Annotated in this window: 22 protein-coding genes; 5 read left to right on the forward strand and 17 right to left on the reverse strand. The window is 67.6% G+C overall.

The genetic code is table 11. The annotated features are described in order from the left end of the window. Nucleotides 1-15 precede the first annotated feature (15 nt). The 12 genes from J7U46_RS18650 to J7U46_RS18705 form a co-directional block, all read right to left on the reverse strand. Entirely contained in the window at nucleotides 16-450 is a 435-nt protein-coding gene (locus J7U46_RS18650; RefSeq protein WP_282828529.1) for a type II secretion system protein, read from the reverse strand. Further along, the gene (locus tag J7U46_RS18655; RefSeq protein ID WP_282828531.1) at nucleotides 447-818 is read right to left on the reverse strand and encodes a hypothetical protein; all 372 of its coding nucleotides are present in this window, start codon (nucleotides 816-818) and stop codon (nucleotides 447-449) included. Before J7U46_RS18655 ends, J7U46_RS18650 begins: the two co-directional genes overlap by 4 nt. A gap of 21 nt (nucleotides 819-839) precedes the next feature. Then, nucleotides 840-2,075 (reverse strand): type II secretion system F family protein, encoded by a 1,236-nt coding sequence (locus J7U46_RS18660; RefSeq protein ID WP_282828533.1) that lies wholly within the window; start codon nucleotides 2,073-2,075, stop codon nucleotides 840-842. A gap of 19 nt (nucleotides 2,076-2,094) precedes the next feature. After that, entirely contained in the window at nucleotides 2,095-3,804 is a 1,710-nt protein-coding gene (locus J7U46_RS18665; protein WP_282828535.1) for a GspE/PulE family protein, read from the reverse strand. A gap of 16 nt (nucleotides 3,805-3,820) precedes the next feature. Then, entirely contained in the window at nucleotides 3,821-5,404 is a 1,584-nt protein-coding gene (gene mshL, locus J7U46_RS18670; RefSeq protein WP_282828538.1) for a pilus (MSHA type) biogenesis protein MshL, read from the reverse strand. Next, nucleotides 5,401-5,781, reverse strand: a complete 381-nt coding sequence (locus J7U46_RS18675) for an MSHA biogenesis protein MshK (RefSeq protein WP_282828540.1) — start codon at nucleotides 5,779-5,781, stop codon at nucleotides 5,401-5,403. Before J7U46_RS18675 ends, mshL begins: the two co-directional genes overlap by 4 nt. Continuing rightward, nucleotides 5,766-6,413: a hypothetical protein gene (locus tag J7U46_RS18680; protein ID WP_282828543.1), complete on the reverse strand. Its 648-nt coding sequence runs from the start codon at nucleotides 6,411-6,413 to the stop codon at nucleotides 5,766-5,768. Before J7U46_RS18680 ends, J7U46_RS18675 begins: the two co-directional genes overlap by 16 nt. Further along, the gene (locus J7U46_RS18685) at nucleotides 6,410-7,018 is read right to left on the reverse strand and encodes a PilN domain-containing protein (protein ID WP_282828545.1); all 609 of its coding nucleotides are present in this window, start codon (nucleotides 7,016-7,018) and stop codon (nucleotides 6,410-6,412) included. Before J7U46_RS18685 ends, J7U46_RS18680 begins: the two co-directional genes overlap by 4 nt. Further along, complete coding sequence (locus tag J7U46_RS18690) at nucleotides 7,015-7,950, reverse strand: hypothetical protein (protein ID WP_282828547.1); 936 nt, start codon at nucleotides 7,948-7,950, stop codon at nucleotides 7,015-7,017. Before J7U46_RS18690 ends, J7U46_RS18685 begins: the two co-directional genes overlap by 4 nt. 140 nt (nucleotides 7,951-8,090) lie before the next feature. Beyond that, entirely contained in the window at nucleotides 8,091-10,331 is a 2,241-nt protein-coding gene (locus tag J7U46_RS18695) for an EAL domain-containing protein (RefSeq protein WP_282828549.1), read from the reverse strand. A gap of 230 nt (nucleotides 10,332-10,561) precedes the next feature. Beyond that, nucleotides 10,562-12,886: a YgiQ family radical SAM protein gene (locus tag J7U46_RS18700; protein WP_282828550.1), complete on the reverse strand. Its 2,325-nt coding sequence runs from the start codon at nucleotides 12,884-12,886 to the stop codon at nucleotides 10,562-10,564. Nucleotides 12,887-12,974: 88 nt separating this feature from the next. After that, nucleotides 12,975-13,685 carry a TetR family transcriptional regulator gene (locus J7U46_RS18705; protein ID WP_282828552.1) on the reverse strand — a complete coding sequence of 237 codons (711 nt, stop codon included), beginning with the start codon at nucleotides 13,683-13,685 and terminating at the stop codon, nucleotides 12,975-12,977. Nucleotides 13,686-13,978: 293 nt separating this feature from the next. On the opposite strand from J7U46_RS18705, the gene J7U46_RS18710 reads away from it, so the two are divergent. Genes J7U46_RS18710 through J7U46_RS18720 form a run of 3 tightly spaced genes read left to right on the forward strand, consistent with a single transcriptional unit; the run spans nucleotide 13,979 to nucleotide 19,622 of the window. Further along, nucleotides 13,979-15,073 (forward strand): efflux RND transporter periplasmic adaptor subunit, encoded by a 1,095-nt coding sequence (locus J7U46_RS18710; RefSeq protein WP_282828789.1) that lies wholly within the window; start codon nucleotides 13,979-13,981, stop codon nucleotides 15,071-15,073. A 21-nt stretch (nucleotides 15,074-15,094) separates the two neighbouring features. Continuing rightward, nucleotides 15,095-18,244: an efflux RND transporter permease subunit gene (locus J7U46_RS18715; RefSeq protein ID WP_282828554.1), complete on the forward strand. Its 3,150-nt coding sequence runs from the start codon at nucleotides 15,095-15,097 to the stop codon at nucleotides 18,242-18,244. 1 nt (nucleotide 18,245) lies between these two features. Next, nucleotides 18,246-19,622, forward strand: coding sequence for an efflux transporter outer membrane subunit (locus tag J7U46_RS18720; RefSeq protein WP_282828557.1), 1,377 nt, complete (start codon nucleotides 18,246-18,248; stop codon nucleotides 19,620-19,622). Between the two features lie 76 nt (nucleotides 19,623-19,698). Here the strand turns inward: J7U46_RS18720 and J7U46_RS18725 are convergent, their stop codons facing one another. The 3 genes from J7U46_RS18725 to J7U46_RS18735 form a co-directional block, all read right to left on the reverse strand. After that, nucleotides 19,699-19,914 (reverse strand): hypothetical protein, encoded by a 216-nt coding sequence (locus tag J7U46_RS18725; protein ID WP_282828559.1) that lies wholly within the window; start codon nucleotides 19,912-19,914, stop codon nucleotides 19,699-19,701. Between the two features lie 194 nt (nucleotides 19,915-20,108). Next, nucleotides 20,109-20,315, reverse strand: a complete 207-nt coding sequence (locus J7U46_RS18730) for a cold-shock protein (protein ID WP_282828791.1) — start codon at nucleotides 20,313-20,315, stop codon at nucleotides 20,109-20,111. Nucleotides 20,316-20,537: 222 nt separating this feature from the next. Further along, a complete protein-coding gene (locus J7U46_RS18735; RefSeq protein WP_282828561.1) occupies nucleotides 20,538-22,739 on the reverse strand; it encodes a molybdopterin-dependent oxidoreductase in 2,202 nt (733 codons plus the stop codon). A gap of 216 nt (nucleotides 22,740-22,955) precedes the next feature. Here J7U46_RS18735 and J7U46_RS18740 point away from each other — a divergent pair, with 216 nt between their 5' ends. Continuing rightward, complete coding sequence (locus J7U46_RS18740; RefSeq protein ID WP_282828563.1) at nucleotides 22,956-23,948, forward strand: HEAT repeat domain-containing protein; 993 nt, start codon at nucleotides 22,956-22,958, stop codon at nucleotides 23,946-23,948. Nucleotides 23,949-23,989: 41 nt separating this feature from the next. On the opposite strand, the gene J7U46_RS18745 is transcribed toward J7U46_RS18740, so the two are convergent. Further along, entirely contained in the window at nucleotides 23,990-24,523 is a 534-nt protein-coding gene (locus J7U46_RS18745) for a protein tyrosine phosphatase family protein (RefSeq protein WP_282828565.1), read from the reverse strand. Between the two features lie 146 nt (nucleotides 24,524-24,669). Here J7U46_RS18745 and J7U46_RS18750 point away from each other — a divergent pair, with 146 nt between their 5' ends. Beyond that, the gene (locus J7U46_RS18750; protein WP_282828567.1) at nucleotides 24,670-25,050 is read left to right on the forward strand and encodes a DUF3060 domain-containing protein; all 381 of its coding nucleotides are present in this window, start codon (nucleotides 24,670-24,672) and stop codon (nucleotides 25,048-25,050) included. A gap of 15 nt (nucleotides 25,051-25,065) precedes the next feature. Here the strand turns inward: J7U46_RS18750 and J7U46_RS18755 are convergent, their stop codons facing one another. Continuing rightward, entirely contained in the window at nucleotides 25,066-25,839 is a 774-nt protein-coding gene (locus J7U46_RS18755; RefSeq protein WP_282828569.1) for a LytTR family DNA-binding domain-containing protein, read from the reverse strand.

A 25,839-nucleotide genomic window follows, 5' to 3' on the forward strand; every position in this document is an offset into this window, starting at 1 on the left:
TCCGGCTCGCCTGGCTCAGGCGCCGTTGCCGGCCGAAATGCCGGTGAATGTCGCGGTGCCTGCAGCGCCCGTGGTGCCGGTCTGGGTCACCGTGCAGGTCGCGTTGACGCCGTTGCTGCCGGCAGTGCCCGCGCCGATGGCGGCAGCCGTCACGGTATAGCCGTCAGGCACGCCGCCTTGCAGCACGTCTTTGACGTCGGAGCAATTGGCGACCTTGATGCACTTGGCGCCCGGGGCGTGGTTGGCGATGGCACAGGAGCCGAAGTTCAAGGACATCGCACTGTTGGACGCGCCGACCACGCCTTGCAGTGCGGCCGCCCTGGCTTCCGAGCCCAGATCGAAGAACTTCGGCAGGGCGGTGGCCGCCAGCACGCCGAGGATGACGATGACGACGATCAGTTCGATCATCGTGAAGCCCGCTTGGGCCGAACGCTTCTTCAGAGACTTCATGGCACGACTCCTTCTTTCTTCACGACGCCGCAGGCGGGCGTCTGTTTGGATGCCGGCGCCGTGGCGCAGGCGGCTTGCTCAAGCGCCGAGGCGGCGCGCTCTTGCGATTGTTTGAACTCCTGACTGACCCGCTGACCCTGCCCGCCTAACTCTCCAAGTCGGGCCAGGGCGATGCAGATCAGGAGCGCTGTCACGAGGGTGATGATGGCAAATTCCAGCTTCGCTGTGCCACGCTGGCCCGCAAAAGCCGGCCGGCCGGCACTTGTTCTCAATTTGTAAGCTGCGGGCCATGGCGGGCGCGCAACGCACAGCCCTGTTGTCGGCCGCCCTGGCGGCAGCTTGAACCGGTGGGCGTGAACTTTGACCATGACGCCCTGCTTGGCGCCCTCTCAGCGCTTCATGGCCACCCGGCCCAGGTCCCAGATCGGCAGGAACACGCCGAGCGCCAGGATCAGCACCAGCACACCGAGGAAGACGATCAGGATGGGCTCGATCTGCTGCCCCAGCGTCTTGAGCTCGTACTGCACCTCGTTGCTGTAGAGCGTGCCGACTTCGTCGAGCAGCTCGTCCAGCGCGCCGGTTTCCTCGCCGACGGCAATCATTTGCAGCACCACCGGCGTGAACACGCCGCTCGCCGCCGCCGCGCGCAGGATGGAGTCGCCGCGCTCGACACTCTCGCGCATCTTCTCGACCTTGCCCTGCATGAACTTGTTGTCCACCGTCTGGGCCACGACCGTGAGCGCCTGCTCCACCGGCACGCCGGCTTTCAGCGAGAGGCTGAGCGAGCGCGTCATGCGGGCCAGCATGCCCTTCTTGACGATCTTGCCGGCCAGGGGCAGGCGGAGCTTCTTCTCGTCCCACCAGAGGCGGCCGAGCTCGGTGGCCGTCCAGCGCTGCCAAAGGAAGAAGCCGGCCACGGCGGCCAGGGCCAGCAGCCAGCCGTACTTGATCGTGAATTCCGAGGTGCCGAGCAACAGGCGGGTGGCCAGCGGCAGCTCGGCATTGAAGCTCTTGAACACGCCGGCAAAGGCCGGGATCACCATCACATTGATCACACCGATGGCGATGGCCATGGCGATGCCGACGAACATCGGATAGCGCAGCGCGGCCTTGACCTGCTGGCTCATGAAGAGCTCGAACTCCAGGTGGCTGTAGAGGCGCAGGAGCACCTCGTCGAGCCGGCCGGTCATTTCGCCCACGCGCACCAGGGCCACGTAGAAACCGCTGAACACCGAGGGGTGCTGGGCCAGCGAGGTAGAGAAATCGATGCCCGATTCCAGGCTCTGGCGCAGGGCCAGCAGGGTGGCCTTGAGGCGCAGGTGGGTGGCTGAGTCCTGCAGGCCGGCCAGCGCGCGCAGGATGGGCACGCCCGAGCGCAAGAGCGTGTGCAGCTGGCGGCTCATCAGCATCAGGTCGACGGTGCCGACGGCCGGCAGCGTCCAGCGCTCGAACAGCTTCGGCAGGCTCAGGGCCTCGCTGCCGGCCGGCTTGCCGGTCGGCTTGATGCTGACCGGCAGGTGGCCGCGGCCGCGCAGCAGCTCGGCCACCTCGCCCGGGTTCGCAGCCTCCAGCACGCCGCTGATGGCATCAGCGCCGTTGCGGGCGGTGTAGGCGAAATGCGGCATCGGCTTGCGGGCTCAGCCCTCAGTCGATCTGGCTGGAGACGCTCATCGCGTCCGCCACCGTGGTGCGACCGGCCAGGGCCAGGGCCAGCGCTTCCTTGGCCAGCGTGCGGCCCTGCATCTGGTGGCGGGCCACGTCGGCCACGCGGTTCGGATCCTCGAGGTTGACCGCCTGGATCATCTCGCGGTCCATCTCCAGGAACTCGTAGACGCCCATGCGGCCGGTGTGGCCCGTGTGGTTGCACTTGGCGCAGCCGGGGCTGTGGCGCAGGCCGCTGGTGTCGGGCTCGACGCCGCCGGACAGCGCGCGCAGCCAGGCTGCTTCGTGCGCATCGGGCTGGTAAGGCTGAGCGCAGTGGGCGCACAGCACGCGCACCAGACGCTGGGCCAGCACCAGCTGCAGCGAGGTGGCGACCATGAAGTGGGGCACGCCCATGTCGATCAGGCGCACCGGTGTGGAGGCGGCGTCGTTGGTGTGCAGCGTGGACAGCACCATGTGGCCCGTCATGGCCGCGCGCAGGCCGATCTCGGCCGTCTCGAGGTCGCGCATTTCGCCGACCAGGATGATGTCCGGGTCCTGGCGCAGCGCTGCGCGCAGCACGCGGCCGAAGCTCAGGTCAATCTTGTCCATCACCTGCACCTGGTTGATGCCGGGCAGGCGGTACTCCACCGGGTCTTCGACGGTGATGATCTTGCGGCCGGTGCTGTTGAGCTCGTTCAGCGCCGCGTACAGCGTGGTGGTCTTGCCGCTGCCGGTGGGGCCGGTGACCAGCACCATGCCGCTGGGTTTGTGGATGGCCCGGTGGATGGCCTGCGCCACATGCGGCGGCAGGTTCAGCGCCGGCAGGCTCAAGAGGCCGCCGCTCTGGCTGAGCAAGCGCATGACGACGGACTCGCCGTACTGCGTGGGCATGGTCGAGAGGCGCACGTCGACCGCGCCGCTTTTGAGCTTGACCGCAAAGCGGCCATCCTGCGGCAGGCGGCGCTCGGAGATGTCGAGGCCCGACATCAGCTTCAGCCGCAGCGCCACAGCGCCGGCGATCTTGGGGTCGGCCTCGGTCTGCACATGCAGCACGCCGTCGATGCGGTAACGGATGCGCAGGTGCTTTTCCTGCGGCTCGATGTGGATGTCTGACGCGCGCACGCGCAGCGCCTCCTCGAACATCGAGAGCAAGAGGCGCACGACCGGCGCGTCTTCGGCGGCGGTTGCGTTCAGCCCCAGCAGGTCGCCGAGGTCCACCTCGACGCTGGCCAGCTCGGTACCCAGCTGCTTGGCGAGGCCAGCGATCTCGCCGGCACCCTGGTAGGCCGCGTCCATGGCGGCCAGCAGCGGTGTCTCGGCCACGACCACGAGGTCGAACTCGCGTTTGAGCAGGCGGCTGAGCTCGTCGTAGGCATTGATGTCGCTCGGGTCGGCCATGCCGACCATCACGATGCCGCCGCTTTCCTGCAAGGGCAGGGCGCGCAGGCGGCGGGCCTGCACTTCGGGCAACAGGCGGGCGATCTCGGGCCGCACGGTGCGGCGCGCCAGGTCGACGAAGGGAATGCGCAGCTGCTTGCCCAGGGCCTGGGCGATCTGCTCCTCGGTGACCCAGCCGTTGTCGATGATGACGCGGCCCAGCTTGCGGCCGCTGCTGCGCTGGGCCGCCAGCGCCTCGTCGAGCTGCTGGGCCGTGATCAGCGCCTGCTGGACCAGCAGGTCGCCGAGGCGGACTCGTTCGGGACGCGGCATGGCGGGGTTCTCTCGCTTACTCGGTCCGGGGCGTGGCGGGCGTGAGCTGCGGCGCCTCGGGCCAGGTGCTGCCGTCGGCCGCGATGATGGTGGGCTTCATCAGGATCACCAGCTCGCGCTTCTTGTTGACGTCGGCGCTCTGGCGGAACAGGCCGCCGATCAGCGGGATCTTTGAGATGCCGGGCATGCCGCTGCGGTCGGTGCTGGTGATCTGCTGCATCAGGCCGCCGATGGCCACGATCTGGCCGTCGCGCACGCGCACGATGGAATCGGTCTCGTTGACCGAGGACGAGGCCAGCGGTAGCCGGTAGGCGCCGAGCGTGCCGAGGTCCAGGTTCTTGGTGCGCTCGGTCACCGTGCTGATGGCCGGATGCACGTGCAGCATCACATTGCCTTCGTCGTCGATCTGCGGTGTCACGTCGAGCGCGATGCCGCTGAAGAAGGGCGTGAGTATCAGCGAGGGCGAGGCGACGGAGTTGCCGTTGTTGCCGGTCTGCGTGGTGGTGGTGGTGAGGCCGGTGACGAAGAGCTCGTCGGTGCCGACCTTGAGCACGGCCTTCTGGTTGTTCAGCGTGGCGATGCGCGGGCTGGAGAGCACATGGGCCTTGCCCTGCGACTCCAGGAAGTTCAGGAGCGAGCTGAAGTTGCGCGTTTGCAGCGCGAGGCCATAGAAGCCCTTGCCGACCGCATTGGTGGTGGCCGTGCCGCCGGCCGTGACCTGGTTGCCCGCGCCGTCGGTGAACACGCCATTGGTGTTGAGCGTGACGCCCGGCGCGCCCACGCCTATGGTGGCGCGCAGCCGGCCGTCGAGCAGGCTGCTGGCGAAGGCGTTCCAGTTGACGCCGGCCTGGGCGTCCTCGTTCAGCTCGACCTCGATGATCTTGGCCTCGATCATCACCTGGCGTTCGATGCTCAGCTGGATGGCCTTCAGGTACTGCTCGACCTGGCGCAGCTCCAGCGGCGTGGCGCGCACCACGATCACGCCGGCGGCCGGGTTCAGCACCACGCTGCGCTTGTCGGCATTGCCCACCAGGGCGTTCAAGGAGCTCTGCACCTCGCGCCAGAAGTCGGCATCGGAGGTGGTGCGCACATGGGCGCTGTCGTCCTGACGCTGGCCGTTCTGGCCGTTCTGCCCATTCTGCGAATTGCCTTGCTGCTGTTGTTGGTTGTTGCCTTGCTGGCCCTGCTGGCCGGTCTGGGCCGAGGTGATGGCGCTGGAGGTGACGCGCAGGTCGCTCGCGCCCTGGCGACGGCCGGGCAGGTAGTTGATCTTGAAGAGGCGCGTCTGCACCGTGTTCGGCTGCACAAAGATGCGCTTGCCGACCACGCGGAAGTCGTAGCCATAGAGCTCACGCAGGCTTTCCAGCGCCTCCAGCACCGTGGTGTCGCGCAGGGTGATCGAAACCTGGCCGCCCAGCTCGGGCGAGATCAGCAGGTTGTAGCCCGTGCCGGCGCCCAATTGCGAGAACACCTGGGCGGCCGGTGCGTTGCTGACGGCGAGGTCGAAGCGCGGCTCGGGATCAGCGGCCAGGGCTTGCAGGCTGGTGGCCAGCAGACTCAGGGCCAGGGCGGCGCTCAGCAGTCTTGTCTTGTTCTTCATTGCTTCTCCTTGGTGGCGCTCGATTTGCGGACACCGGGATTCAGTCGTAGCCATTGATCGGGGCCGCGGCCGACGCGCAGCAGCACGCCGTCCTCGCTGATGGCCAGCACGCTGGCTTCGCCGACGCGGTCGCCGACGCGCACCAGCTTGTCGTCGACCAGCGCAAGCGGCGGCAGTTCGCGGCCCAGGCGCAGGGCCTGCAGCTCGGGGGGTTTGGGCGCGGGCGCGGAGGCCGGCCGTGCGGCGGAGGCCGGCGCGCTGGCGGCCAGGGCGGCGGGCGGGCGGGTCGGGTCGGCCAGCTGGGGCTGAGCCCAGGCTGCTGTGCCGGCCAGCAGCAGGGACAGCAGGGCCAGCCTTGTCATCAGAGTTCCAGCCATTGCTTGTCCTGGCTCAGTGTGTAGACGCGCAGCGTCAGCGCGAGGCGCGGATGCTGTTCGGCATTGAGGCTCATGCCACCCCACAGCAGGCGTTGCGGCAGGGCCTGCAGCGCCTGCACATAGGCCAGCAGCTCGGCATAGCTGCCTTCGACCACCAGCTCCACGCCATGGCGGTAGAGCGGGGCGCCGCCCTTGCCGGCAGCCTCGGCGTTCAGCTCCGTGCGCGGCAGGTTCTGCATGCTGCGCAGCTTGAGGCCGGCGTTCTGGCGTATCACGGCGTCGAGGACGCCGACCATCTCGTTGGCATGCACCAACTGGCCGCCGCGCTGGGCCAGCTTCTCTTCGGCCGTGCGCAGGCGCTGCTGCCAGTCCTGCAACTCGCGGCGCTGGCCTTGCACCAGCTCCTCCAGCTGACGCTGGCGCTGTGCCGAGGTTTCGCGCAACTGGGCGGCGGTCTGCCCGGCCAGGCGGTGCTGTTCCGTCTGGGTCTTCCACTCGCGGTAGGCGGGTGTCAGCCAGAAGCTGTCGGCCAGCAGCAGCAGCACGGCAGCGGCCGCGCCCAGCATCAGCTGGCGCATGCGCAGCGGCTGCGCATCGAAGCGTTCGCGCCAGGCTTTCAGTTGGCCGTTCATGGCTTGGCTCCTTCACCGGCGCCTGCCGAGGCCAGCAGCAGGAATTCGCTGAAGGAATCGCCGGCCTTGACGCTCAGCTGGGCAAAGCTGCGGCCCCGGAACAACGGCTCCTCGTTCAGGCGGCGCAGGTAGTCGGGTAGGGCGCGGGCATCGTTCATGCGGCCCTGCAGTTCCAGCTGGCCATCGGGCATCACCTTGAAGCCGGTGATCCACAGCGCGTTGCCGCCGCGCGCACTCTGGCGCGACAGGGCCAGCAGGTAGTCGGCATAGCCCTCGGTGCGGCCCACGCCGCCGCCGTCCAGCGCCTTCTGCAACTGCTGCAGCGCGGCCTCTTCCTGGCGCAGCGCCGTGAGCTGGCGGGCCTGGTTGTCGGCCGTGGCTTGCAGTGGCAGGGGCGTGTTCAGCTGGGTCTGCAGTCCGGTCAGGCTTTGCTGCAGGGCGAGGGCCTCGCGGGCCTGGCCGGCAGCGGCCCAGCGCAGAGCGAGGCCGGTCACCCCGAGGGCGAGGGCCAGCACGGCCAGCAACGCTGCGCCCTGGCTGGCGGTGTAGCGCGCCTTCGGTGGCAGCAGGCTTGCATCGAGCAGGTTGAGGTGTTGAACGCTCATGCCTCTTCACCCCGCAGGCAGGCGCCGATGGCGACCAGGTACTGCGCCAGCTGCAAGGGATCTGCAACCAGCTCAGGTGCGGCGGCGAGGTCCAGGGCCTGGCCCAGTTCCAGCGCCTGCACCGGCACGTAGAGCAGCTCGCGCACATAGGCCATGAAGTCTTCCAGCAACTGGCCCGGTGCCACCAGCACGCGCGACAGGCTGACATGGGTGAAGCTGCGCTCGAAGCCGTCCAGCGTGCGCTGCAGCTCAAGGCTGGTGCGCTCGAAGGCCTGCTGGCGCAGGTCGGGGTCGGCGTGTGTCAGGCTGGCCAGGTTGGCATCCATCTGGCGCGACAGCAGCAGCTCGCCACCGGCCGTGACCACGAGGCTGCTGTGGCTCTCGCCCACATGCAGGAGGGCCTGGCCGCGGCCGGGTTCTTCCAGCAGGCCCGAGATGTTGCGCAGCGCGGTCTCGGCCACGTCGATGGCGGCGAAGGGCGTGCCGGCCTGGCTGGCTTGCAGCACCAGCGGTTGCAACTGCGCGCGCGGCGCGGCCACGGCGATCAGACCCGGCTTGCGGCGTTGGGCGGCATCGGCGGGGATCTCAAGCACATCGAGCGCGGCCGTGTCGACCGGGAAATCGACCCGCTCCTGCAGCAGCCAGCGCGTGGCGTCTTTCCAGTCGGCGCGCGGCACGTCGGGGGCTTCCATGGTGACGACCTGGTACTGGCCACGCTCCAGCACGGCGACGATGCGGCGCTGGTGCAGCTCACGGCCGGACTTGAGTGCGCGCAGGCCGGCGGCCGCATCGGCGAAGTCTTGCTCCGCGACCCACAGCAGCCGGGGCGGCCGGCCGGACCTGCTTTCTACGCAAGCCAGGCGGGCAATGCCGTGGCCGGGCGCGAGGGCGACCCAGCCGGGATGTTGTCGTTGGCGACCAAAGAGAGACAAGTCAGGGTCCGCGCAGTTGGGTTAACAAGGAATTGTCAAAGGCCGCATGCCGTGGCTCGCACCCAAAAGCAGTGACAAGCCACAGCCGTTGGGGCTCCCGGCCAGCCGGGCAGCCCGGAGTCGTGAACTTCGCACGGCGCTCAAAGAAGCGGCTCTTTGCGCAACCAGCGCTCCAGCTGATCGACCGGCATGGGGCGCGCAAACAGGTAGCCCTGCCCCTCCAGGCAGCCCAGGGCCAGCAGCTGCTGGCGTTGTTCTTCGGTTTCTATGCCCTCGGCGATCACACGCAAGCCGAGGCTGCGGCCCAGGTTGATGACCATCTGCGCAATCGTCGAGCCGGCGCTGGAAACCTGGGCCTCGCGCACGAAGGCGCGGTCGATCTTGAGCCGGTCGACTTCCAGCTGGCGCAGCTGGCTCAAGGACGAGAAGCCGGTGCCGAAATCGTCGATCGCCACGGTGGCGCCGGTGCGCTTGATGGCGGCGAGCAGGCCCATCACCAGATCGGCGTCTTCCATGGCCATGGACTCGGTGATCTCGAGCTCCAGGTTGTTCGGATTGACCTCGGTGTCGCGCAGCGCGGCGTTCAGCGTGTCCACAAAACCGGGGTGGCGGAACTGGGCGAGCGAGATGTTCACGCACATGCGGAAGTCGCTCCAGCCCTGCTCCTCCAGCCGCTTCAGCTGGTGGCAGGCGGTGCGAAGGACAAACTCGCCGATGGAGACGATCAGGCCGCTCTGCTCGGCCAGCGGGATGAACTGGTCGGGCGGCACGAACTTGCCGTCTTCGGTGCGCCAGCGCAGCAAGGCCTCGGCACCGAGAGCGCGGCCGCTGGCCATGTCGACCTGGGGCTGGTAGACCACGAAGAGGCGGTTGTCCTCGAAACCGGCGCGCAGGCCCTTGAGCAGCTTGAAGCGCTCGCGCGCATCGGTGCCCATGGCCGGCGAGAAGTATTGCGAGCTGCCACGGTGCTGCTGCTTGGCGCGCTTCAGCGCGATCTGGGCATCGAGCAGCAGCTCGGAGCCGACCGAGGAGGACTCGGACAGCCGCACCAGGCCGGTGGTGGCCGAGAGCTGCAGCCGCTCGCCATCGACCTCGAAGGGCTCGACGAAGACGGCGGTGATGGCCTCGCCATTGACCGTGTCTTCCGGGCCCATCAGGCCGAAGGCATCGGCCGCCACGCGGGCCATCGAGGTGTTGAGCCCCAGCTCGGCCGACATCCGGGCCACCACGGCCTGCAGGACCATGTCGCCGAAATGGTGGCCGAAGGCGTCGTTGATGTCGGAGAAGTCGTCGATGTCGATCAGGGCCAGGCAGATGCCCACCGGGTCCTTGAGGTTGCGCTCCATCAGCTCGATGAAGCGCGTGCGGTTGGGCAGGCGCAGCAGCTGATCGTTGTAGGCCTGGTCCAGCAGCTGGCCGTAGAGCAGCACGTTCTCGAGGCCGGTGACGATGTTGGCCGAGAAGGCGCGCAGGAGCTGGCGCTCGACCTGGTCGAGTTGGCGGGGCAGGGCGATCAGGGCCACCATGCCGCGGCTGCTCGGGCCGCCAAAGTACAGGCACAGGTTGTCGCCTTCCAGGGTCTCGCGCTGGCTGATGCACAGCTGCACGCGCTCGCGCACCTCGGCAATGGGCACGGCCGCGAGCGCGCAGTCGACCAGGCTCGCATAGGGGCCGGCGGCCGCCACCACGCGCCAGGGGCCCTGTGCGTCGTCGTTCATCTGGGCACAGACTAGGCCGGCCGGCAAGACACCCAGCACATGGCAGAGCTGGGCGAGCACGCCATCGGCGAAATGAGCGAGGCCGCGCAACCGGCTCAGCTCGGTGCTGGCCTGCACGATCATCTCGAGGCCATGGCGCGCCGACTCCAGCGCCTGGATCTGGCGGTAGGAGCGGATGGCGGCCGTGAGCACCGTGTAGAGCCGCGTGCGGGTCAGCTCGGACTTGGTCTTGTAGTCGTTGATGTCGAACGCGCGGACCGTCTCGATCTCGGGCGCGTAGCCCGGCTGGCCGGTGCGCAGCACGATGCGCACCGCATGCTGGTCGAGCTCGTGGCGGATGCAGCGCACCAGCTGCAGGCCTGCATCTTCGCTCTCCATCACCACGTCGAGCAGCACGACGGCCAGATCGCGCTCGCGCGACATCAGCTCGCGCGCCTGCGCGGCCGAACTGGCGTGGAGAAACTGCAGGGGGCGGCCTTCGATCTGGAGGCCTTGCATGGCCAGCTCGGTGGCCTTGTGGACGTCGCTGTCGTCGTCGACGATCAGCACGCGCCAGGGATGGCTGAACTCCGTTGTCGCAAGCGCGTCGTCACCTTCCAGGAACTCAAGCACATCGTCATCGCCAGGACTCTCGCTGATCTCGTTGCTTGGTTGATCGGACATGAGGCTTACCGTTGTCGACCCGGATGGGGGCGAGACTGCTGTCTGTGCCGGGGCCTTGATCCATCAGCCCCGTGCTATTGGCGATTGCGTTGTTATAGACGATATGCGCGATGCCGAGGTCGGCGGCAGAGGGCTTGCCCGCATGAAAGTGCAAATCTGTGCCAGCTGGCACCGGCTTTGATGGGGAAGTTGTGGGCGGGCCGCGACGCTTGGCTCAGCGCCGCGCCGGTTCAGCGCGGCTTCTTGCCGCATGTGCTGCTGCCTGTCTCGCGCGGCGGCAGGCCGGTGTGCGAGGTCAGCATGCGGCCACGCGGGGGGCGGGCCGGCTGCATCGAGGGTTTGCCCGGGGCAGACTTGGCCACCGTGGGCTTGGCCGAGCTGCCGGCCACGGTCGAGTTCTTGCGGCGGGCGCTTTCGTAGGCGCCGTCGGTCGTGGGCTGGTAGGTCGGGATCAGGTGGTGCTTGCCATTGCCGATCAGGTCGGAGCGGCCCATGGCCTTCAGCGCCTCGCGCAGCAGCGGCCAGTTGTTGGCGTCGTGGTAGCGCAGGAAGGCCTTGTGCAGGCGGCGGCGGCGGTCGCCACGGACGATGTCCACGGTTTCGCTGTCGCGGGTGACCTTCCTCAAGGGGTTCTTGTTCGAGTGGTACATGGCCGTGGCGGTGGCCATGGGGCTCGGGTAGAAGGTCTGCACCTGGTCGGCCCGGAAACCGTTGCGCTTGAGCCAGATCGCCAGGTTCATCATGTCCTCGTCCGAGGTGCCCGGGTGGGCGGCGATGAAGTAGGGGATCAGGTACTGCTTCTTGCCCGCCGCTTCGCTCGCGGCCTCGAACAGCTGCTTGAACTTGTCGTAGGTGCCTATGCCCGGCTTCATCATCTTGGACAGCGGGCCGCCCTCGGTGTGCTCGGGCGCGATCTTCAGGTAGCCGCCCACGTGGTGGGTGACCAGCTCCTTGATGTACTCGGGGCTCTTGATCGCCAGGTCGTAGCGCAGGCCCGAGCCGATCAGGATCTTCTTGACGCCCTTCAAGGCCCGCGCGCGGCGGTACATCTTGATCAAGGGGTCGTGGCTGGTGTTCAGGTTCGGGCAGATGCCCGGGTAGACGCAGCTCGGCTTGCGGCAGGCGGCCTCGATCTCGGGGCTCTTGCAACCGATGCGGTACATGTTGGCCGTGGGGCCGCCGAGGTCGGAGACCACGCCGGTGAAGCCCTTGACCTTGTCGCGCATCTCCTCGATCTCGCGGATCACGGAGTCTTCGCTGCGGCTCTGGATGATGCGGCCCTCGTGCTCGGTGATCGAGCAGAAGGTGCAGCCGCCGAAGCAGCCGCGCATGATGTTCACGCTGAAGCGGATCATTTCCCAGGCCGGGATCTTGGTCGCGCCGTCGTGGCTGCCGGCCGCGTCCGCATAGCTCGGGTGGGGCGAGCGGGCGTAGGGCAGGTCGAAGACATGGTCCATCTCGTCGGTCGAGAGCGGGATGGGCGGCGGGTTGATCCAGAGGTCGCGGTCGCCATGCCGCTGGACCAGGGCGCGGGCATTGCCCGGGTTGGTCTCCAGGTGCAGCACGCGGTTGGCGTGGGCGTAGAGCACCGGGTCGCTCTTGACCTGCTCATAGGCGGGCAGGCGGATCACGGTCTTGTCGCGCGGCGGCAGGGCGATTTTCCCGGTGCGGTGGATGGTGATGGGCTTGGAGCCGTCGGGCGCGGTGCCGGTGTTGTCGCCATTCGCAGAGCACGAGCCGCCCTTGTCAGCCGCCGTCTCTTCGATGGTCTGGTAGGGGCTGATCAGCTCGTCGACGCGGCCGGGCGTGTCCACCGTGGTCGAGTCGAGCTGGAACCATTCATGCGAGGTCGGGTCGTCGGTGCGGCGCATGAAGGCCGTGCCGCGGATGTCGGTGAGGCTCTCGACCGGCTTCTTCTGCGCGAGGCGGTGGGCGATCTCGACGATGGCGCGCTCGGCATTGCCGTAGACCAGCAGGTCGGCCTTGGCATCGACGAGGATGGAGCGGCGGACCTTGTCCTGCCAGTAGTCGTAATGCGCAATGCGGCGCAGCGAGGCCTCGATGCCGCCGATCACGATGGGCACGTCGCTCCAGGCTTCCTTGCAGCGCTGGGTGTAGACCAGGGTCGCGCGGTCCGGCCGCTTGCCGCCTTCGCCGCCGGGCGTGTAGGCGTCGTCCGAGCGGATCTTCCGGTCGGCCGTGTAGCGGTTGATCATCGAATCCATGTTGCCGGCGGCCACGCCGAAGAACAGGTTCGGCTTTCCGAGCGCCTTGAAGGGCTCGGCGCTCTGCCAGTCCGGCTGGGCAATGATGCCGACGCGAAAGCCTTGCGCCTCCAGCGTGCGGCCGATCACGGCCATGCCGAAGCTGGGGTGGTCCACATAGGCATCGCCGGTGACGATGATGATGTCGCAGCTGTCCCAGCCGAGCTGGTCCATCTCGGCACGGCTCATCGGCAAGAAGGGCGCCGGCCCGAAGCGCTTGGCCCAGAAGGGGCGGTAAGCGGTCAGGGCCTTGGAGGGCTTGGGCGGGACGATGGCGGGGTGTGCGGACACGGCTGGTTCTTTCGCGTAACCCGCTATTGTCCTTGACCTCGGGCAAACCCGGGTCAAAGACCGTCAAGACCGGCGGGGCGGTCGGTGACTAATTCGACGTCGCGCTGCGCCGGCAGCAACCCTGCAGGCCGAGGCGCGCGGTTTCTTCTGGGGTCATGGCGGGCAGCAGCGGGCTGCTGCGCTGGGCGAGGCTGGTCAGGAATCCCTCGACGGAAGCCTGGCCCACCGCCACCAGGTCGAAGGCGCCGGGCTCCAGGATCCATTGGTGGAGCAGGCCGTCGACCAGGGCCACGAGGGCGATGGCCGCCACCTCGGTATTGGTGCCCGCAGGCAACTGGCCGGCTGCGATGGCCTTCTCGAACGAGGCTCGGTTCTGCGCGCGCCAATCGCGGTGCGCCGTGAGCTTGCGCTCCTGCAGGGCCTGCATCTCGCCGCTGTACTCGACCTTGGTCATCGCGATCTCGAAGACCCGGCGGGTGCGCTCGTTGTGCATGGCCGAGAAGAAGACGTTGACCAAGCCCCAGCGCAGCTCGGCGAGGCTCAGCACCTCGCTGCCCGGCTGGTCAGCCATCGGCTGCATGCCTTCTTCCAGCGGCATGGTGGCCCGGTCCATCATGGCCTCGAACAGCTCGGCCTTGTCCTTGAAGTGCCAGTAGATGGCACCGCGGGTGACTTGTGCCTCTTCGGCAATGTGCTGCAAGGAGGTGCTGGCCACGCCCCGGGCATGGAACAAGCGCTCCGCCGCATCAAGGATGCCGGCGCGCGTTTCCTGCGCTTCCTGTTTGGTCTTGCGTGCCATGGGCCTGGATTCTAAAGGGATTTACATACATACGCGAATGTATGTATATACTCCGGGCCAACCCTAGATTTGAATCAAGACCTTGTCGAAACTCGCAAGGTCTGCCCGTCGTGTTGATCAAGAAGCCTTTAGCCCAGGACACCAAGCACACCATGCAAGCCAGAACTGCACCCCAACAAGCCCTCAGCCTGCGTGCGCAGGCCCTTTATCTGCTGCCGCTGGTCATCGCCGTGGCCGCTGCCCTCACCGGTTGCGGTGGTGGCAATGCCCAGGCCCAGGGTGGAGGCGGCGGCATGCCGCCGGCCACGGTCGGCGTGGTGACCACGGCCTTGCAGCCGGTGGCCCTGCAGACCGAGTTGCCCGGCCGAGTCGAGGCGATCCGCACGGCCCAGGTTCGTGCCCGCGTCAACGGCGTGGTGCTGAAGCGCCTCTTCACCGAAGGTGCCGAGGTCAAGGCCGGCCAGGCCCTGTTCCAGATCGACCCGGCGCCTTATCAAGCAGCGTTTGAAAGCGCCCAGGCCAGCCTGGCCAAGGCGCAAGCCAACCTGAGCCAGGCCGCCGCCCAGGCCGAGCGCAACAAGCCGCTGGCCGAGAGCCGAGCGATCAGCCAGCAGGAATACATCACCAGCGTCGCGGCCGCCAAGGGCGCCGAGGCCGATGTGGCCGCTGCCAAAGCTGCCGTCACGAACGCCAAGCTGAACCTGGACTACGCCCATGTGACCGCCCCGATCTCGGGCCGCATCGGCCGCGCCCTGGTCAGCGAAGGCCAGTTGGTGAGCGCTGCCGAAGCCACGCAACTGGCCCTGATCCAGCAGACCTCGGCCGTCTACGTGAACTTCACCCAGTCGGCGAACGAGGTGCAGCAGCTGCGCCGCTCGCTGGCCAAGGGCTCGGTCCGTGGTGCCGGCGCTGCCTCCGCGCAAGTGCGCGTGGTGCAGGACGACGGCACCGAGCTGGCCAAGCCCGGCAAGCTCTTGTTCACCGATCTGAGCGTCGACGCGAGCTCCGGCCAGGTGCAGCTGCGTGCCGAAGTTCCCAATGCCGAGGGCGCGCTGCTGCCCGGCCAGTACGTGCGCGTGCGCCTGGCGCAGGCCGAAGTGCCGGCCGGCATCCTGCTGCCGCAACAGGCCGTGACCCGCGCCGCGAGCGGCGACTCGGTGCTGGTCGTGGGCAGCGATGGCAAGCCGGCGCCGCGTCCGGTCAAGATCACCGCCGCCCAGGGCAACCAGTGGCTGGTCATCGACGGCCTGAAGCCGGGCGAGCAGGTGATTGCCGACGGCTTCCAGAAGATGTTCGTCCCTGGCGCGCCGGTCAAGACCGTGCCGTGGTCGCCGGCGGGCAGCGCGTCCGCCGCTGCTGCACCCGCCTCGGCTGCCGCTAGCCGCTAAGCCGCGAAGGATTCATTCGTCATGGCACGTTTCTTCATCGACCGCCCAGTCTTTGCCTGGGTGCTGGCCCTGTTCATCCTGGTGTTCGGCGCCGTCGCCATCACCAAGCTGCCGGTGGCCCAATACCCGACGGTGGCACCGCCCTCGCTGGTGATCTCCACCGTCTATCCCGGCGCCTCGGCCAAGACCCTGGACGAGAGCGTCATCTCCGTCATCGAGCAGGAGCTCAACGGCGCCCCCGGCCTCGCCTACCTTGAATCGGTCAGCCAGGCCAATGGCACGGGCGCGATCACCGTCACCTTCGAGCCGGGCACCAACATCGACCTGGCCCAGGTCGAGATCCAGAACCGCCTCGGCCGCGCCACGCCGCGCCTGCCGGCCGCGGTGACCCAGCAGGGCGTGCGCGTCGACAAGGCGCGCAACAACTTCCTGCTGTTCGTCACGCTGTCCAGCAGCGACGGCAAGCTCGACCCCGTGGCCCTGGGCGACTACGCCTCGCGCAACATCATTCCGGAAATCCAGCGCCTGCCCGGCATCGGCCAGGCCCAGCTCTTCGGTACCGAGCGCGCGATGCGCATCTGGCTGGATCCGGCCAAGATGCTCAGCTTCAACATGAGCCCGGCCGAGGTCAATGCCGCGATCCGCGCGCAGAACTCGCTGGTGCCTGCCGGCGCCATCGGTGACCTGCCCAACCTCAGCAGCCAGACCATGTCGGCCACGGTCGTCATCAAGGGCCAGCTGGAGAACGCCGACCAGTTCGCCAACATCGTGGTGCGCTCCAACACCGATGGTTCGGCCGTTCGCCTGAAGGACGTCGCCCGCATCGAGCTGGGCGGCCAGGGCTACGGCAGCTACTCGCGCCTGAACGGCAAGCCGGCCACCGGCATCGGCATTCAGTTGGCGCCCACCGGCAATGCGCTGGCGGCTGCCACCGCAGTGAAGGAGCGCATGGCCGAGCTGAAGCGCTACTTCCCCGAAGGCGTGGTCTATGCCGTGCCTTACGACTCGTCCAAGTTCGTCAATGTTTCGATCGCGCAAGTGGTCGAGACCCTGGTCGAGGCCATCATCCTCGTGTTCCTGGTGATGTTCCTGTTCCTGCAGAACTGGCGCTACACCCTGATCCCGACCTTGGTCGTGCCGATCGCCTTGCTGGGCACCTTTGCCCTGATGCTGGCCAATGGCTTCTCGATCAACGTGCTGACGCTGTTCGGCATGGTGCTGGTGATCGGCATCGTGGTGGACGACGCCATCGTGGTGGTGGAGAACGTCGAGCGCATCATGAGCGAGGAGGGGCTCTCGCCCCGTGACGCCACGGTCAAGGCCATGAGCCAGATCTCGGGTGCCATCATCGGCATCACCGTGGTGCTGGTCTCGGTCTTCGTGCCGATGGCCTTCTTCGCCGGCTCGGTGGGCAACATCTACCGCCAGTTCTCGATGGCCATGGTCTCGGCCATCCTGCTGTCGGCGCTGATGGCGCTGACGCTGACACCGGCCCTGTGCGCCACGCTGCTGAAGCAGGTGGAAGCGGGTCATGCGCATGCCAAGACCGGCTTCTTCGGCTGGTTCAACCGGGGCTTCTCGAGCACGGCCAAGAGCTACGAGGGCTGGGTCGCCAAGCTGCTCAAGAAGAGCGGCCGCATGATGATCATCTACGCCGCCATCTGCGCTGGCGTGGGCTTCCTCTACATGCGCATGCCCACCTCGTTCCTGCCGAATGAAGACCAGGGCTACCTGATCGTCAACGTGCAGCTGCCGCCGGGTGCCACGACCAACCGCACCGAGGCGGCTGTCAAGGCGGTCGAAGACTTCATGCTGAAGCAGCCCGAGGTGGAGAACGTCATCGGCGTGATCGGCTTCTCGTTCTCGGGCCAGGGCCAGAATGCCGCCCTGGTGTTCGTGCCGCTGAAGCCCTGGGACGAGCGCAAGGGACCCGAGCACAGCGCCAGCGCGCTGGCCGGTCGTGCCTTCGGCGCCTTCATGCAGGTGCGCGATGCCTTCATCTATCCGCTGTCGCCCCCGCCCATCCCTGAGCTCGGCACGGCCACGGGCTTCGCCCTGCGCCTGCAGGACCGCGCCGGCCTCGGCCACGAAGCCCTGCTGAACGCCCGCAACCAGCTGATGGGCATGGCTTCGCAGAGCAAGCTGATCACTGGCATGCGACCGGATGGCCTGGAAGACGCGCCGCAGCTGCAGATCGACATCGACCGCGACAAGGCCTACGCCCAAGGCGTCAGCTACGACGCCGTGGCTGCCGTCATCTCGACCCAGCTGGGCTCGTCCTACGTGAACGACTTCCCCAACGCCGGTCGCCTGCAGCGCGTGGTTGTGCAGGCCGATGCTGCTGCCCGCATGCAGCCCGAAGACCTGCTGCGCCTCAACGTGACCAATGCCCAGGGCAAGAGCGTGCCGCTGTCCGCTTTCGCCAGCACGCACTGGATCACCGGTCAGATGCAGGCCACGCGCTACAACGGCTATCCGGCGATGCGCCTGGCGGGCGACGCCGCCCATGGCGCCTCCACCGGCGCGGCCATGGCCGAGCTGGAAGCGATGGTGGCCAAGCTGCCGCCGGGCATTGGTTTCGAGTGGACCGGCCTCTCGCGTGAAGAGAAGCTGTCGGGCTCGCAGGCCATGGTGCTGCTCGTGTTCTCGCTGCTGGCCGTGTTCCTGTGCCTGGCCGCGCTGTACGAGAGCTGGTCGATCCCGCTGTCGGTGATGCTGGTCGTGCCGCTGGGCCTCTTGGGTGCGCTGGCTGGCGTGACGCTGCGCGACATGCCGAACGACGTCTACCTGAAGGTCGGCTTGATCACCATCATTGGCCTGTCTTCCAAGAACGCCATCCTGATCATCGAGTTCGCCAAGGACCTGCAGGCCCAGGGCAAGGGCCTGATCGAGGCAACGCTGGAGGCCTGCCACCTGCGCTTCCGCCCGATCGTGATGACCTCGGTGGCTTTCATCCTCGGCGTGGTGCCGCTGTTCTTCGCTACCGGCGCCGGCTCGGCGAGCCAGCGCGCGATCGGCACCGGCGTGCTGTCCGGCATGATCGCCGCGACCGTGCTGGCCGTGATCTTCGTGCCGATCTTCTTCCTGGTGGTGCGACGCATCTTCAAGGGCAGCGAACGCCAACGCCGCATGTATGCGCATGAAATCGAAGCCAAGGCGGAGGAACACTGATATGACAACCAGAACAACGAAGATCCTCGGCCTGGTCGCAGCCCTGGCCCTGGCTGGCTGCGTCAACCTGGCGCCTGAGCACCAGCGCCCGGCGGCGCCGGTGGCCGAGAGCTGGCCGCTGCCCGCCGCCGCGAGCGGCACCAGCGCGCAGGCCCTGGCCTGGCAGACCTTCTACGGCGCCGACGCCCGCCTGCAGGCACTGATCGAGCTGGCGCTGAAGAACAACCGCGACCTGCGCGTCGCCCTGCTCAACGTCGAGCAGGCGCGTGCCCTGGCTCGCGTGGCGGATGCCAACCGCTGGCCCACCGTGGCTGCCGGCTTTACCAACAGCCGCACGCCGGGCAAGGACGACTCGATCACGGCGTCCTACCAGGCTGGCCTGCAGATCAGCGCCTACGAGCTGGACCTGTTCGGCAAGGTCAAGAACCAGGGCGATGCCGCGACGGCCCGCTACCTGGCCTCCGCCGAGGGCGCCCGTGCGGCCCAGATCGCCCTGATCGCCGGCGTGGCTTCGAGCCACCTGGCCCTGCAGGCCGACGACGAGCTGCTGCAGCTGGCCCGCAGTACGGCCGCTACGCGCACCGACAGCCTGCGCCTCACGCGCCAGAAGTACGACGCGGGTGCGGCCTCGGCGCTGGAGTTGGCCGCTGCCGAATCGGCGCTGGCTGGTGCCCAGGTGGCGCTGGCCGCCGCAGAACGTCAGCGCCTGCAGGACGAGAACGCCCTGGTGCTGTTGGTCGGCCAGCCGCTGCCGGCCACGCTGCCCGCTGCTGCCACCGAGCTGACGGGCTTGTCCGACCTGCCGGGCGGCGTGCCTTCCGAGGTGCTGGCCCTGCGGCCTGACGTGTTGCAGGCCGAGGCGCAGCTGCGCGCGGCCGAAGCCAACATCGGTTCGGCCCGTGCGGCCTTCTTCCCCAGCATCGCGCTGACCACCAATCTGGGCACGGCCAGCAGCCAGTTGTCGGACCTGTTCAGCAACACGGCTTGGAGCTTCGTCGGCCAGGTGCTGATGCCGGTCTTCGATGCCGGCCGCAACCAGGCCAACCTGGCCTCGGCCAAGGCCGCACAAGGCATTGCAGTCGCCCAGTACGAGAAGGCCGTGCAGACGGCCTTCCGCGAGGTGGCCGATGCACTGGCTGGCCGCATGACGCTGAGTGCGCAACTGCAGGCACAAGCCCAGCAGACGCAGGCCGAGCAGCAGCGGCTCAAGCTGGTGGAACTGCGCTTCGCCAACGGCGCTTCGAGCAGCTTCGAACTGCTGGACGCCCAGCGTTCCAGCTTTGCGGCCCGACAGGCCTTGGTGCAGGTGCGCCTCGCGCAGGCGCTCAACAGCGTGCAGCTCTACAAGGCTTTGGGCGGCGGGGCGAGCAAGTCCTGATCGCGGCCAAGCTCTGAAAGCAAAAAAGCGCCTCCTTGGAGGCGCTTTCTCTTTCGGGTTGATGAACTCTGGGTGATCAGTGGGCCAGCGCCCAGGCCTGGCCTTCGCGAACTGCATAGCGCAGCGCAGCGCGGCGGCTGTCGAAGCGCGGCACGAAACGCATGACGCGGTCGTGGCTGGCTTGGCCGTTGCCGGATCGGATCGACACCGCGGCGGTGAAACCACCATCGGTGAGAGGCTTGGTCATCGGTGAGACAAGGTAACGCCCCACCTCAATGCTCTTGTTGTGCATTGTTTTCTTTCTTGAGGTGTGCGCCTTGATCGAGAGAGAAGGCAGGAGAGATTCTTCTGATGCCATCCGTCGTCTTGGCGCGGATTGGTTATTGGTGTTTGCCGCCTACGAGGCCAGCGGCGAGGCCTGGGATGGATGACGCTTGAGCGTCATCCGTTTTTTCAGGTGGCGCTCCCGCGCCACCTCAAGCGCCATTACAGCGGCTTGATGTTCGCAGCTTGCAGACCCTTGGGGCCTTGCTTGACTTCGAACTCGACTTGCTGGTTTTCGGCCAGGGTGCGGAAGCCGCCACCGTTGCGGATTTCGCTGTGGTGGGCGAACAGGTCCTTGCCGCCGTCAGCGGGGGTGATGAAGCCGAAGCCCTTGCCGTCGTCAAACCATTTCACGGTGCCGTTTTGGATCGTCATGATGTGTTCCTTGAAAAAAACAAATGTAGAAAAACACTCCGGGGCCACAACGGCGTCCGGAGACAGAAACACTCAAGAGCAGTCAAACGGGGGAGTTGAAACTGAAGCGAGCCGCGCGTAAGACATGCGGGGCTGCAGATTGAAGACCTTGTAGAAACGGTCTCGTGTGGTTCTATGGGCCCGAATGTACCACAGCAGCCATGCCCCTCCGATCCGTCATGCCGCAGTGACTTCAACCGGCACACCTGACAGCACCGCATTGCCGGAGAGCGGGTCGCGCAGGCCTTCGGCCAGCAGGGCGTTCATGTTGGCACCGGGCCGCTGGGCCGCCAGCTGCAATCGCGCGCCCGGCAGGTCATGGCCCCAGCCATGGGGCAGGCAGACCACGCCGGGGCCCAGGTCCGGCGTGAGGCTCACCGGCACGACGATGCTGCCGGTGCTTGTGCTCACGCGTGCCATCGAGCCCTCGACCAGCGCGCGCCGGGCGGCCTCGTCCGGATGGATCAGCAAGGTGCAGCGCTCCGGCCCCTTGGCCAGCACCGGCAGGTTGTGCATCCAGCTGTTGCCCGAGCGCATGTCGCGTCGGCCAATCAGCAGCAGGCCATCGCTGGTCTCTGGCGGTCGCAGCTGCGAGAGCTGGTCAAGCAGCAGCGGCGGCGCCAGTTCGATGCGGCCCGAAGGCGTGCGCAGGACTTCGGGGATGCGCGGCTGCAAGGCCCCGAGGTCGATGCCGCCGGGTGCGGCCTTGATTTTCGCGAGTGTGAGGCCGTCGGGCTTGAGGCCGAAGCGGTCGCCGTACGGGCCGCTGCGCAAGGCCAGGTCGATCAGGCGCTCGGGGCCGCGCTGATCGCCGAGCGCGCGCAGCACCGCATCGGCTTGCTCGCCGGCAAAGCGCTTCACATCGGCGGCGATGGCCGCGTCGTCGAGCGCCTGCACGTCCACATTGGCGCCACCGCCTTCGACCAGGGCAGCGAGGCGCAGCAGCGTCTCCCATTCCTCCGGCTGGCCCGCCTCGCGCTCGAACACCGGCTCGGAGAAGCGGGCATGGTTGCGGAAGGACAACTGCGGGAAGGCCATGTCGTAATGCAGGTCCTCCAGCGGCGAGAGGCCGGGGAGGATCACGTCGGCATGGCGGCTGGTCTCGTTCAGGTAGATGTCGAGGCTCAGCATGAAATCGAGCCGATCCAGGGCCGTGGACAGCCGTGCGCCGTTCGGGGCCGACAGCACAGGATTGGCCGCCAGGCTGATCAGCGCGCGCACCTGGCCTTCACCCGACGTCTCGATCTCTTCGGCCAGCAGGGTGATCGGCAGCTCACCGAAAACCTCGGGCGCGCCGGACACGCGGCTGCTGCGCCGGCCGGTGCTGACTCCCTTGCCGCTGCCGGGCTTGCCGGCCGTGTTGGCCGCGAAGGCGGCTGCCTTGGGGAACATCATCCCTCCCGGCTTGTCCAGGTGGCCGCTGAGCACGTTCAGCACGTCGACCAGCCAGCTGTTCAGCGTGCCATGGCGCTGCGTGCAGGTACCGATGCGACCATAGACGGCGCCCGCCTTGGCGCTGGCCAGTTCGCGCGCCAGGCGGCGCTGTGTGGCGGCCGAGATGCCGCAGCCGACTTCCGTCAGTTCCGGCGCGAAGGGCTGCACGGCAGCGCGAAGTTCCTCGAGACCATTGAGGTGCTCGGCCAGCCGGCCGGGCCTGACGAGGCCTTCGTCGAACAGCGTGTGGACCATGCCGAGTAGCAGGAACACATCGCCGCCCGGCTTGATGAAAACGTGCTCGTCCGCAGCCGCTGCGGTTTCGGTGCGGCGTGGGTCGATCACACAGATACGGCCGCCGCGAGCGCGCAGGGCCTTGGCCTTGCCGCGATAGTCCGGCACGGTCCAGAGGCTGCCGTTGGAGACCATGGGATTGGCGCCGAGTATCAGCAGCCAGTCGCAGCGCTCGATGTCGGGCACGGGAATGGACAGCCAATGGCCGAACATCAGGCCGCTGGAGAGCTGCTTGGGCATCTGGTCCAGCGTCGAGGCGCTGAACACATTGCGTGTGCCGAGCGCCTTCACCAGGCGCGGGAAATAGGCCAGCAGGCTGATCTTGTGGGCGCTGGGGTTGCCGGCCACGGCGGCCACCGAATCGGGGCCATGCTCGCGCAGCACCGGCAGCAGGCGCCGCCCGATCTCGGCAAAGGCCTCGTCCCAGCTGGCCTCGACGAACTGGCCGTCGCGCTTGATCAGCGGCCTGCGCAGCCGGTCCGGGTCTTCATGCAGGTCTTTCAACGAAGCGCCCTTGGGGCAGATGAAGCCCCGGCTGAACACATCGTGCTCGGCGCCGCGGATGCTGATGATCTGCGAGCCCTCGGTGCGTATTTCCAGCCCGCAGCAGGCTTCGCACAGGGGGCAGATGCGGTAGTGGGAGCTGGGCATGGCGGGCTTCCGTGGCTGTATCGACAAGGGCCTGCCGATTGTGGTCCTGCCGGCGCGCCGACAGGTCGCCTGGGCGACAGCCCGGCTCGAATGATGGAAATCACCGAGCTTTCGAGCCCGAAGCTGCGCCGTATTGCCGCTAGCATCGCGCCCCTGTCCGGCTCCGGGCAGCGATTTCCATCGACACCAACTTCCAAACAGGGAACTCAAGAAGAAATGACTCGAACAAGAGCACGAACGTCCACCCGCCTGCTGCTGGCGCTCTCCATGGTCACGCTGCTGAGCGCCTGCGCACCCAGCAGCTACCTGATCCGCAAACCGGCGCCCAGCGGCATCAGCGGTAGCGCAGCAAGCACGCCGCAGCCGGCCACACTGAACCTGGTGGACGAACGCAAGGAGACCGACCGCACCTTCAGCAGCGGCCTGCTGCCGGCGGCCCTGCGCACCGAGGCGGGTCCGGTCGAGCCGGCTGCGTTCCTGGCCGAGCATCTGCAGGGCGAGCTGGCGTCGCGTGGCATCGCGGTGCGGGTCAGCCAGGGGCAGGCCGGCCAGCCGGGCGTCTACCTGCAGACCTTCAAGATGGTCAATCACCGGGTCAGCGGCTTCTCGCCCTTCGTGACCTTCACCTTCCTGTCGGCCGACGTCGACACGCCCGCAGGCCGCAAGCGCATGAGCGCCTTCGTCAAGCGCGGCAAGGTGCCGGTCTGGAGCTTCGACGAAGTGATCGAGCCGACGCTGAGCCAGCCCCTGGGTCTGGCCGTCAAGGAACTGGCGAGCAAGATTGCTGGCCAGGTCTACGGCTGGCGCGCCAGCGACAGCCAGCTGGCCACGCTGCTGGGCCGTGTCGACGCCGGCATCAAGCTGGAAGGCGATGCCTACCTGAACGTCTATGCGCTGGGCTTCAGCAATCACCCTGGTGCTCAGGAGCGCCTGGTCCAGCTGACCGGCCACGCCGATGAGTATGTGCGCCTGGCTGCCATCTCCTCGCTGGGAACCTTGGGCAGCGCCGAGAAGTTCAAGCTGCTGAAGAGCCTCTACGAGAACCGCGACGGTCTTTGGCAGGACCGGGCGATGGCGATCAAGTCCATCGGCGACCTGGGCACGTCCGAAGCGCGCGCCTACCTCGCCGAGGAACTGAAGCGCTGGGAGGCCAAGGGCGCCGACAAGGAAGCGGCCTGGACCGCCCAGATCATCCGCCTGTTCATCTGAGCCTGGGGGCGGCTGCGCCGGCCGGCACCATCGCCGGCCGCCTAGAACGGATCGAAGGCGATGCCGTTCCTGCGCAGCCGCTCCAGCATCAGCGCTTTCCACGGCCCTTGCGGCGTCCAGACGCCTGCGACCTTGTCCCAGGCTTTTTGCGGGTCGGCCTGTTCGGCCAGCACGCGGTAGAGGAAGGTCAGTGTCGAGGCCCGCATATTGACCTGGCAGTGCACCAGCACCTTCCTGCCGCGTAGCGAGGACAGCAGGGCTGCGAAGGCCTCGTAGTCGGCGTCGGCCGGGCGGTCGAAGCGGATGGGCAGGTTGGCCCAGATCAGGCCCTGGCGTCCGACGATCAGGGGCTCCTCGCGCACGGCATCGCCGACCGTCGGCGGCGCCAGGTAGATCACCGCTTCGAAGCCCTGCTCGGCCAGTGTGGCCAGCCATTCTGCGGACGGTTGGCCGGCCGTCACGAGCTTGGCGTCGATGGCGATCAGATTGGGCGGCGGTTTGGGTGCCTGGGCTTGCGCCGCCTGCCGGACCAGGCAGCACAAGAGGGCCAGCAGGACGGAAAGGCTGCGATGCATGGTGGCGGCTCCGCTGAGGCGAGGGCGCCACTGTATGCGCGATGCGGCGGACGGCCGCCGGTCATGGCTGCGCTTCATGCCGATTTCATGTGCGGGGCGGCAGACTGCGCGGCGTCGAGCACGCTGCTCATACCGGAAGCGATCCCATGCACCTGATTCCCGATTTCTACTGCCGCCGCATCGCCTGTCTTTCGCTCGCCCTGCCCGCCAGCCTGCTGGGCTGCGGCGGCAGCAGCGACGACGGTTCGGTGGTCTATGTCGACGGCCTGCGCGTCAAGACCCGCATCAACAAGGTCAACGTCTATGACGTCGAGGTGACGGGTGGGGACTGCGAGGTCACCATTGCAGCCGACAACACGGTCAAGCGCCTGATCATCAGTGGCATCAGCAACAAGGTGATCGTGGAGGCCGGGGCGAAGATCGAGCTGGTCGACTTTGCCGGCCGCAGCAACCGCGTGTCGGTGCCGGCCGGCTTCAAGACCCGCGTGGTCAACAGCGGTGACGACAACAAGCTGATCGAGCGCTAGACCAGCGCCGCCGGCTCACATCTGCTTGAACAGGTGCACATAGCTCTCGGCCACCAGCAAGACCTCGTCGCGGTGCTTGAGCTTGACCTGCATGCGCCCGCGGAAGTCGCGGGTCACGGCGGCCACGGCCATGGCGTTCACCAGCGTCGAGCGGTGGATCTGCCAGAACTGCTGGGGATCGAGCTCGTCCACCAACTCCTTCAGCGGCTTGCGGATCAGGGCCTCGCCCTCGCGGGTGACGACACGGGTGTACTTGTTGTCCGACTGGAAGTACAGCACCTCGTCCACGGTGATCAGCTTCAGCGCCTGGCCGACCGTGGCATTGATCCAGCGCAGCGGCGCTCGGGCGGCACCCGCCGTGGCGCGGCTGCCGAGCTGCTCCAGCACGCTCCCGAGCTCGGCCGGTGCCTGGCCCTGCTGCAGGCGCTGCTTGAGGCGGCTGATGGCGGTGAACAAGCGGGCGGGTACCAGCGGCTTGAGCAGGTAGTCGACGGCGCCCTGGTCGAAGGCGGCCACGGCGTACTGGTCGTAGGCGGTGACGAAGACCACGTGGCTGCGGCCGGCCACCTGGCGGGCCACGTCGAGGCCGGTGGCGCCGGGCATCTCGATGTCGAGGAAGAGCAGGTCGGGCTGGAACTCGTCCAGCAGGCGCAGCGCCTGCACGCCGTCGGCGGCCTCGGCCACGATGCTCAGCTCGGGCCAGAGCTTGCCGAGCTGTTCGACCAGCTCATGGCGCAGCGTGGCCTCGTCTTCGGCAACGACGGCGGTGGGGTGGCTCAGGCTTCGCAT

Origin of the sequence: Pelomonas sp. V22, from assembly GCF_030014915.1 — a bacterium.
In the GTDB taxonomy this organism is placed as follows: domain Bacteria; phylum Pseudomonadota; class Gammaproteobacteria; order Burkholderiales; family Burkholderiaceae_C; genus JAUASW01.

Excerpts from the sequence above, each read along its gene's own strand:
- J7U46_RS18725 (WP_282828559.1), bottom strand. The coding sequence starts at position 19,914 with ATGCACAACAAGAGCATTGAGGTGGGGCGTTACCTTGTCTCACCGATG.
- mshL (WP_282828538.1), bottom strand. The coding sequence starts at position 5,404 with ATGAAGAACAAGACAAGACTGCTGAGCGCCGCCCTGGCCCTGAGTCTG.
- J7U46_RS18680 (WP_282828543.1), bottom strand. The coding sequence starts at position 6,413 with ATGAACGGCCAACTGAAAGCCTGGCGCGAACGCTTCGATGCGCAGCCG.
- J7U46_RS18755 (WP_282828569.1), bottom strand. The coding sequence starts at position 25,839 with ATGCGAAGCCTGAGCCACCCCACCGCCGTCGTTGCCGAAGACGAGGCC.
- J7U46_RS18750 (WP_282828567.1), top strand. The coding sequence starts at position 24,670 with ATGCACCTGATTCCCGATTTCTACTGCCGCCGCATCGCCTGTCTTTCG.
- J7U46_RS18675 (WP_282828540.1), bottom strand. The coding sequence starts at position 5,781 with ATGGCTGGAACTCTGATGACAAGGCTGGCCCTGCTGTCCCTGCTGCTG.
- J7U46_RS18710 (WP_282828789.1), top strand. The coding sequence starts at position 13,979 with ATGCCGCCGGCCACGGTCGGCGTGGTGACCACGGCCTTGCAGCCGGTG.
- J7U46_RS18695 (WP_282828549.1), bottom strand. The coding sequence starts at position 10,331 with ATGTCCGATCAACCAAGCAACGAGATCAGCGAGAGTCCTGGCGATGAC.
- J7U46_RS18735 (WP_282828561.1), bottom strand. The coding sequence starts at position 22,739 with ATGCCCAGCTCCCACTACCGCATCTGCCCCCTGTGCGAAGCCTGCTGC.
- J7U46_RS18685 (WP_282828545.1), bottom strand. The coding sequence starts at position 7,018 with ATGAGCGTTCAACACCTCAACCTGCTCGATGCAAGCCTGCTGCCACCG.
- J7U46_RS18720 (WP_282828557.1), top strand. The coding sequence starts at position 18,246 with ATGACAACCAGAACAACGAAGATCCTCGGCCTGGTCGCAGCCCTGGCC.
- J7U46_RS18655 (WP_282828531.1), bottom strand. The coding sequence starts at position 818 with ATGGTCAAAGTTCACGCCCACCGGTTCAAGCTGCCGCCAGGGCGGCCG.
- J7U46_RS18745 (WP_282828565.1), bottom strand. The coding sequence starts at position 24,523 with ATGCATCGCAGCCTTTCCGTCCTGCTGGCCCTCTTGTGCTGCCTGGTC.
- J7U46_RS18650 (WP_282828529.1), bottom strand. The coding sequence starts at position 450 with ATGAAGTCTCTGAAGAAGCGTTCGGCCCAAGCGGGCTTCACGATGATC.
- J7U46_RS18740 (WP_282828563.1), top strand. The coding sequence starts at position 22,956 with ATGACTCGAACAAGAGCACGAACGTCCACCCGCCTGCTGCTGGCGCTC.
- J7U46_RS18665 (WP_282828535.1), bottom strand. The coding sequence starts at position 3,804 with ATGCCGCGTCCCGAACGAGTCCGCCTCGGCGACCTGCTGGTCCAGCAG.
- J7U46_RS18715 (WP_282828554.1), top strand. The coding sequence starts at position 15,095 with ATGGCACGTTTCTTCATCGACCGCCCAGTCTTTGCCTGGGTGCTGGCC.
- J7U46_RS18660 (WP_282828533.1), bottom strand. The coding sequence starts at position 2,075 with ATGCCGCATTTCGCCTACACCGCCCGCAACGGCGCTGATGCCATCAGC.
- J7U46_RS18705 (WP_282828552.1), bottom strand. The coding sequence starts at position 13,685 with ATGGCACGCAAGACCAAACAGGAAGCGCAGGAAACGCGCGCCGGCATC.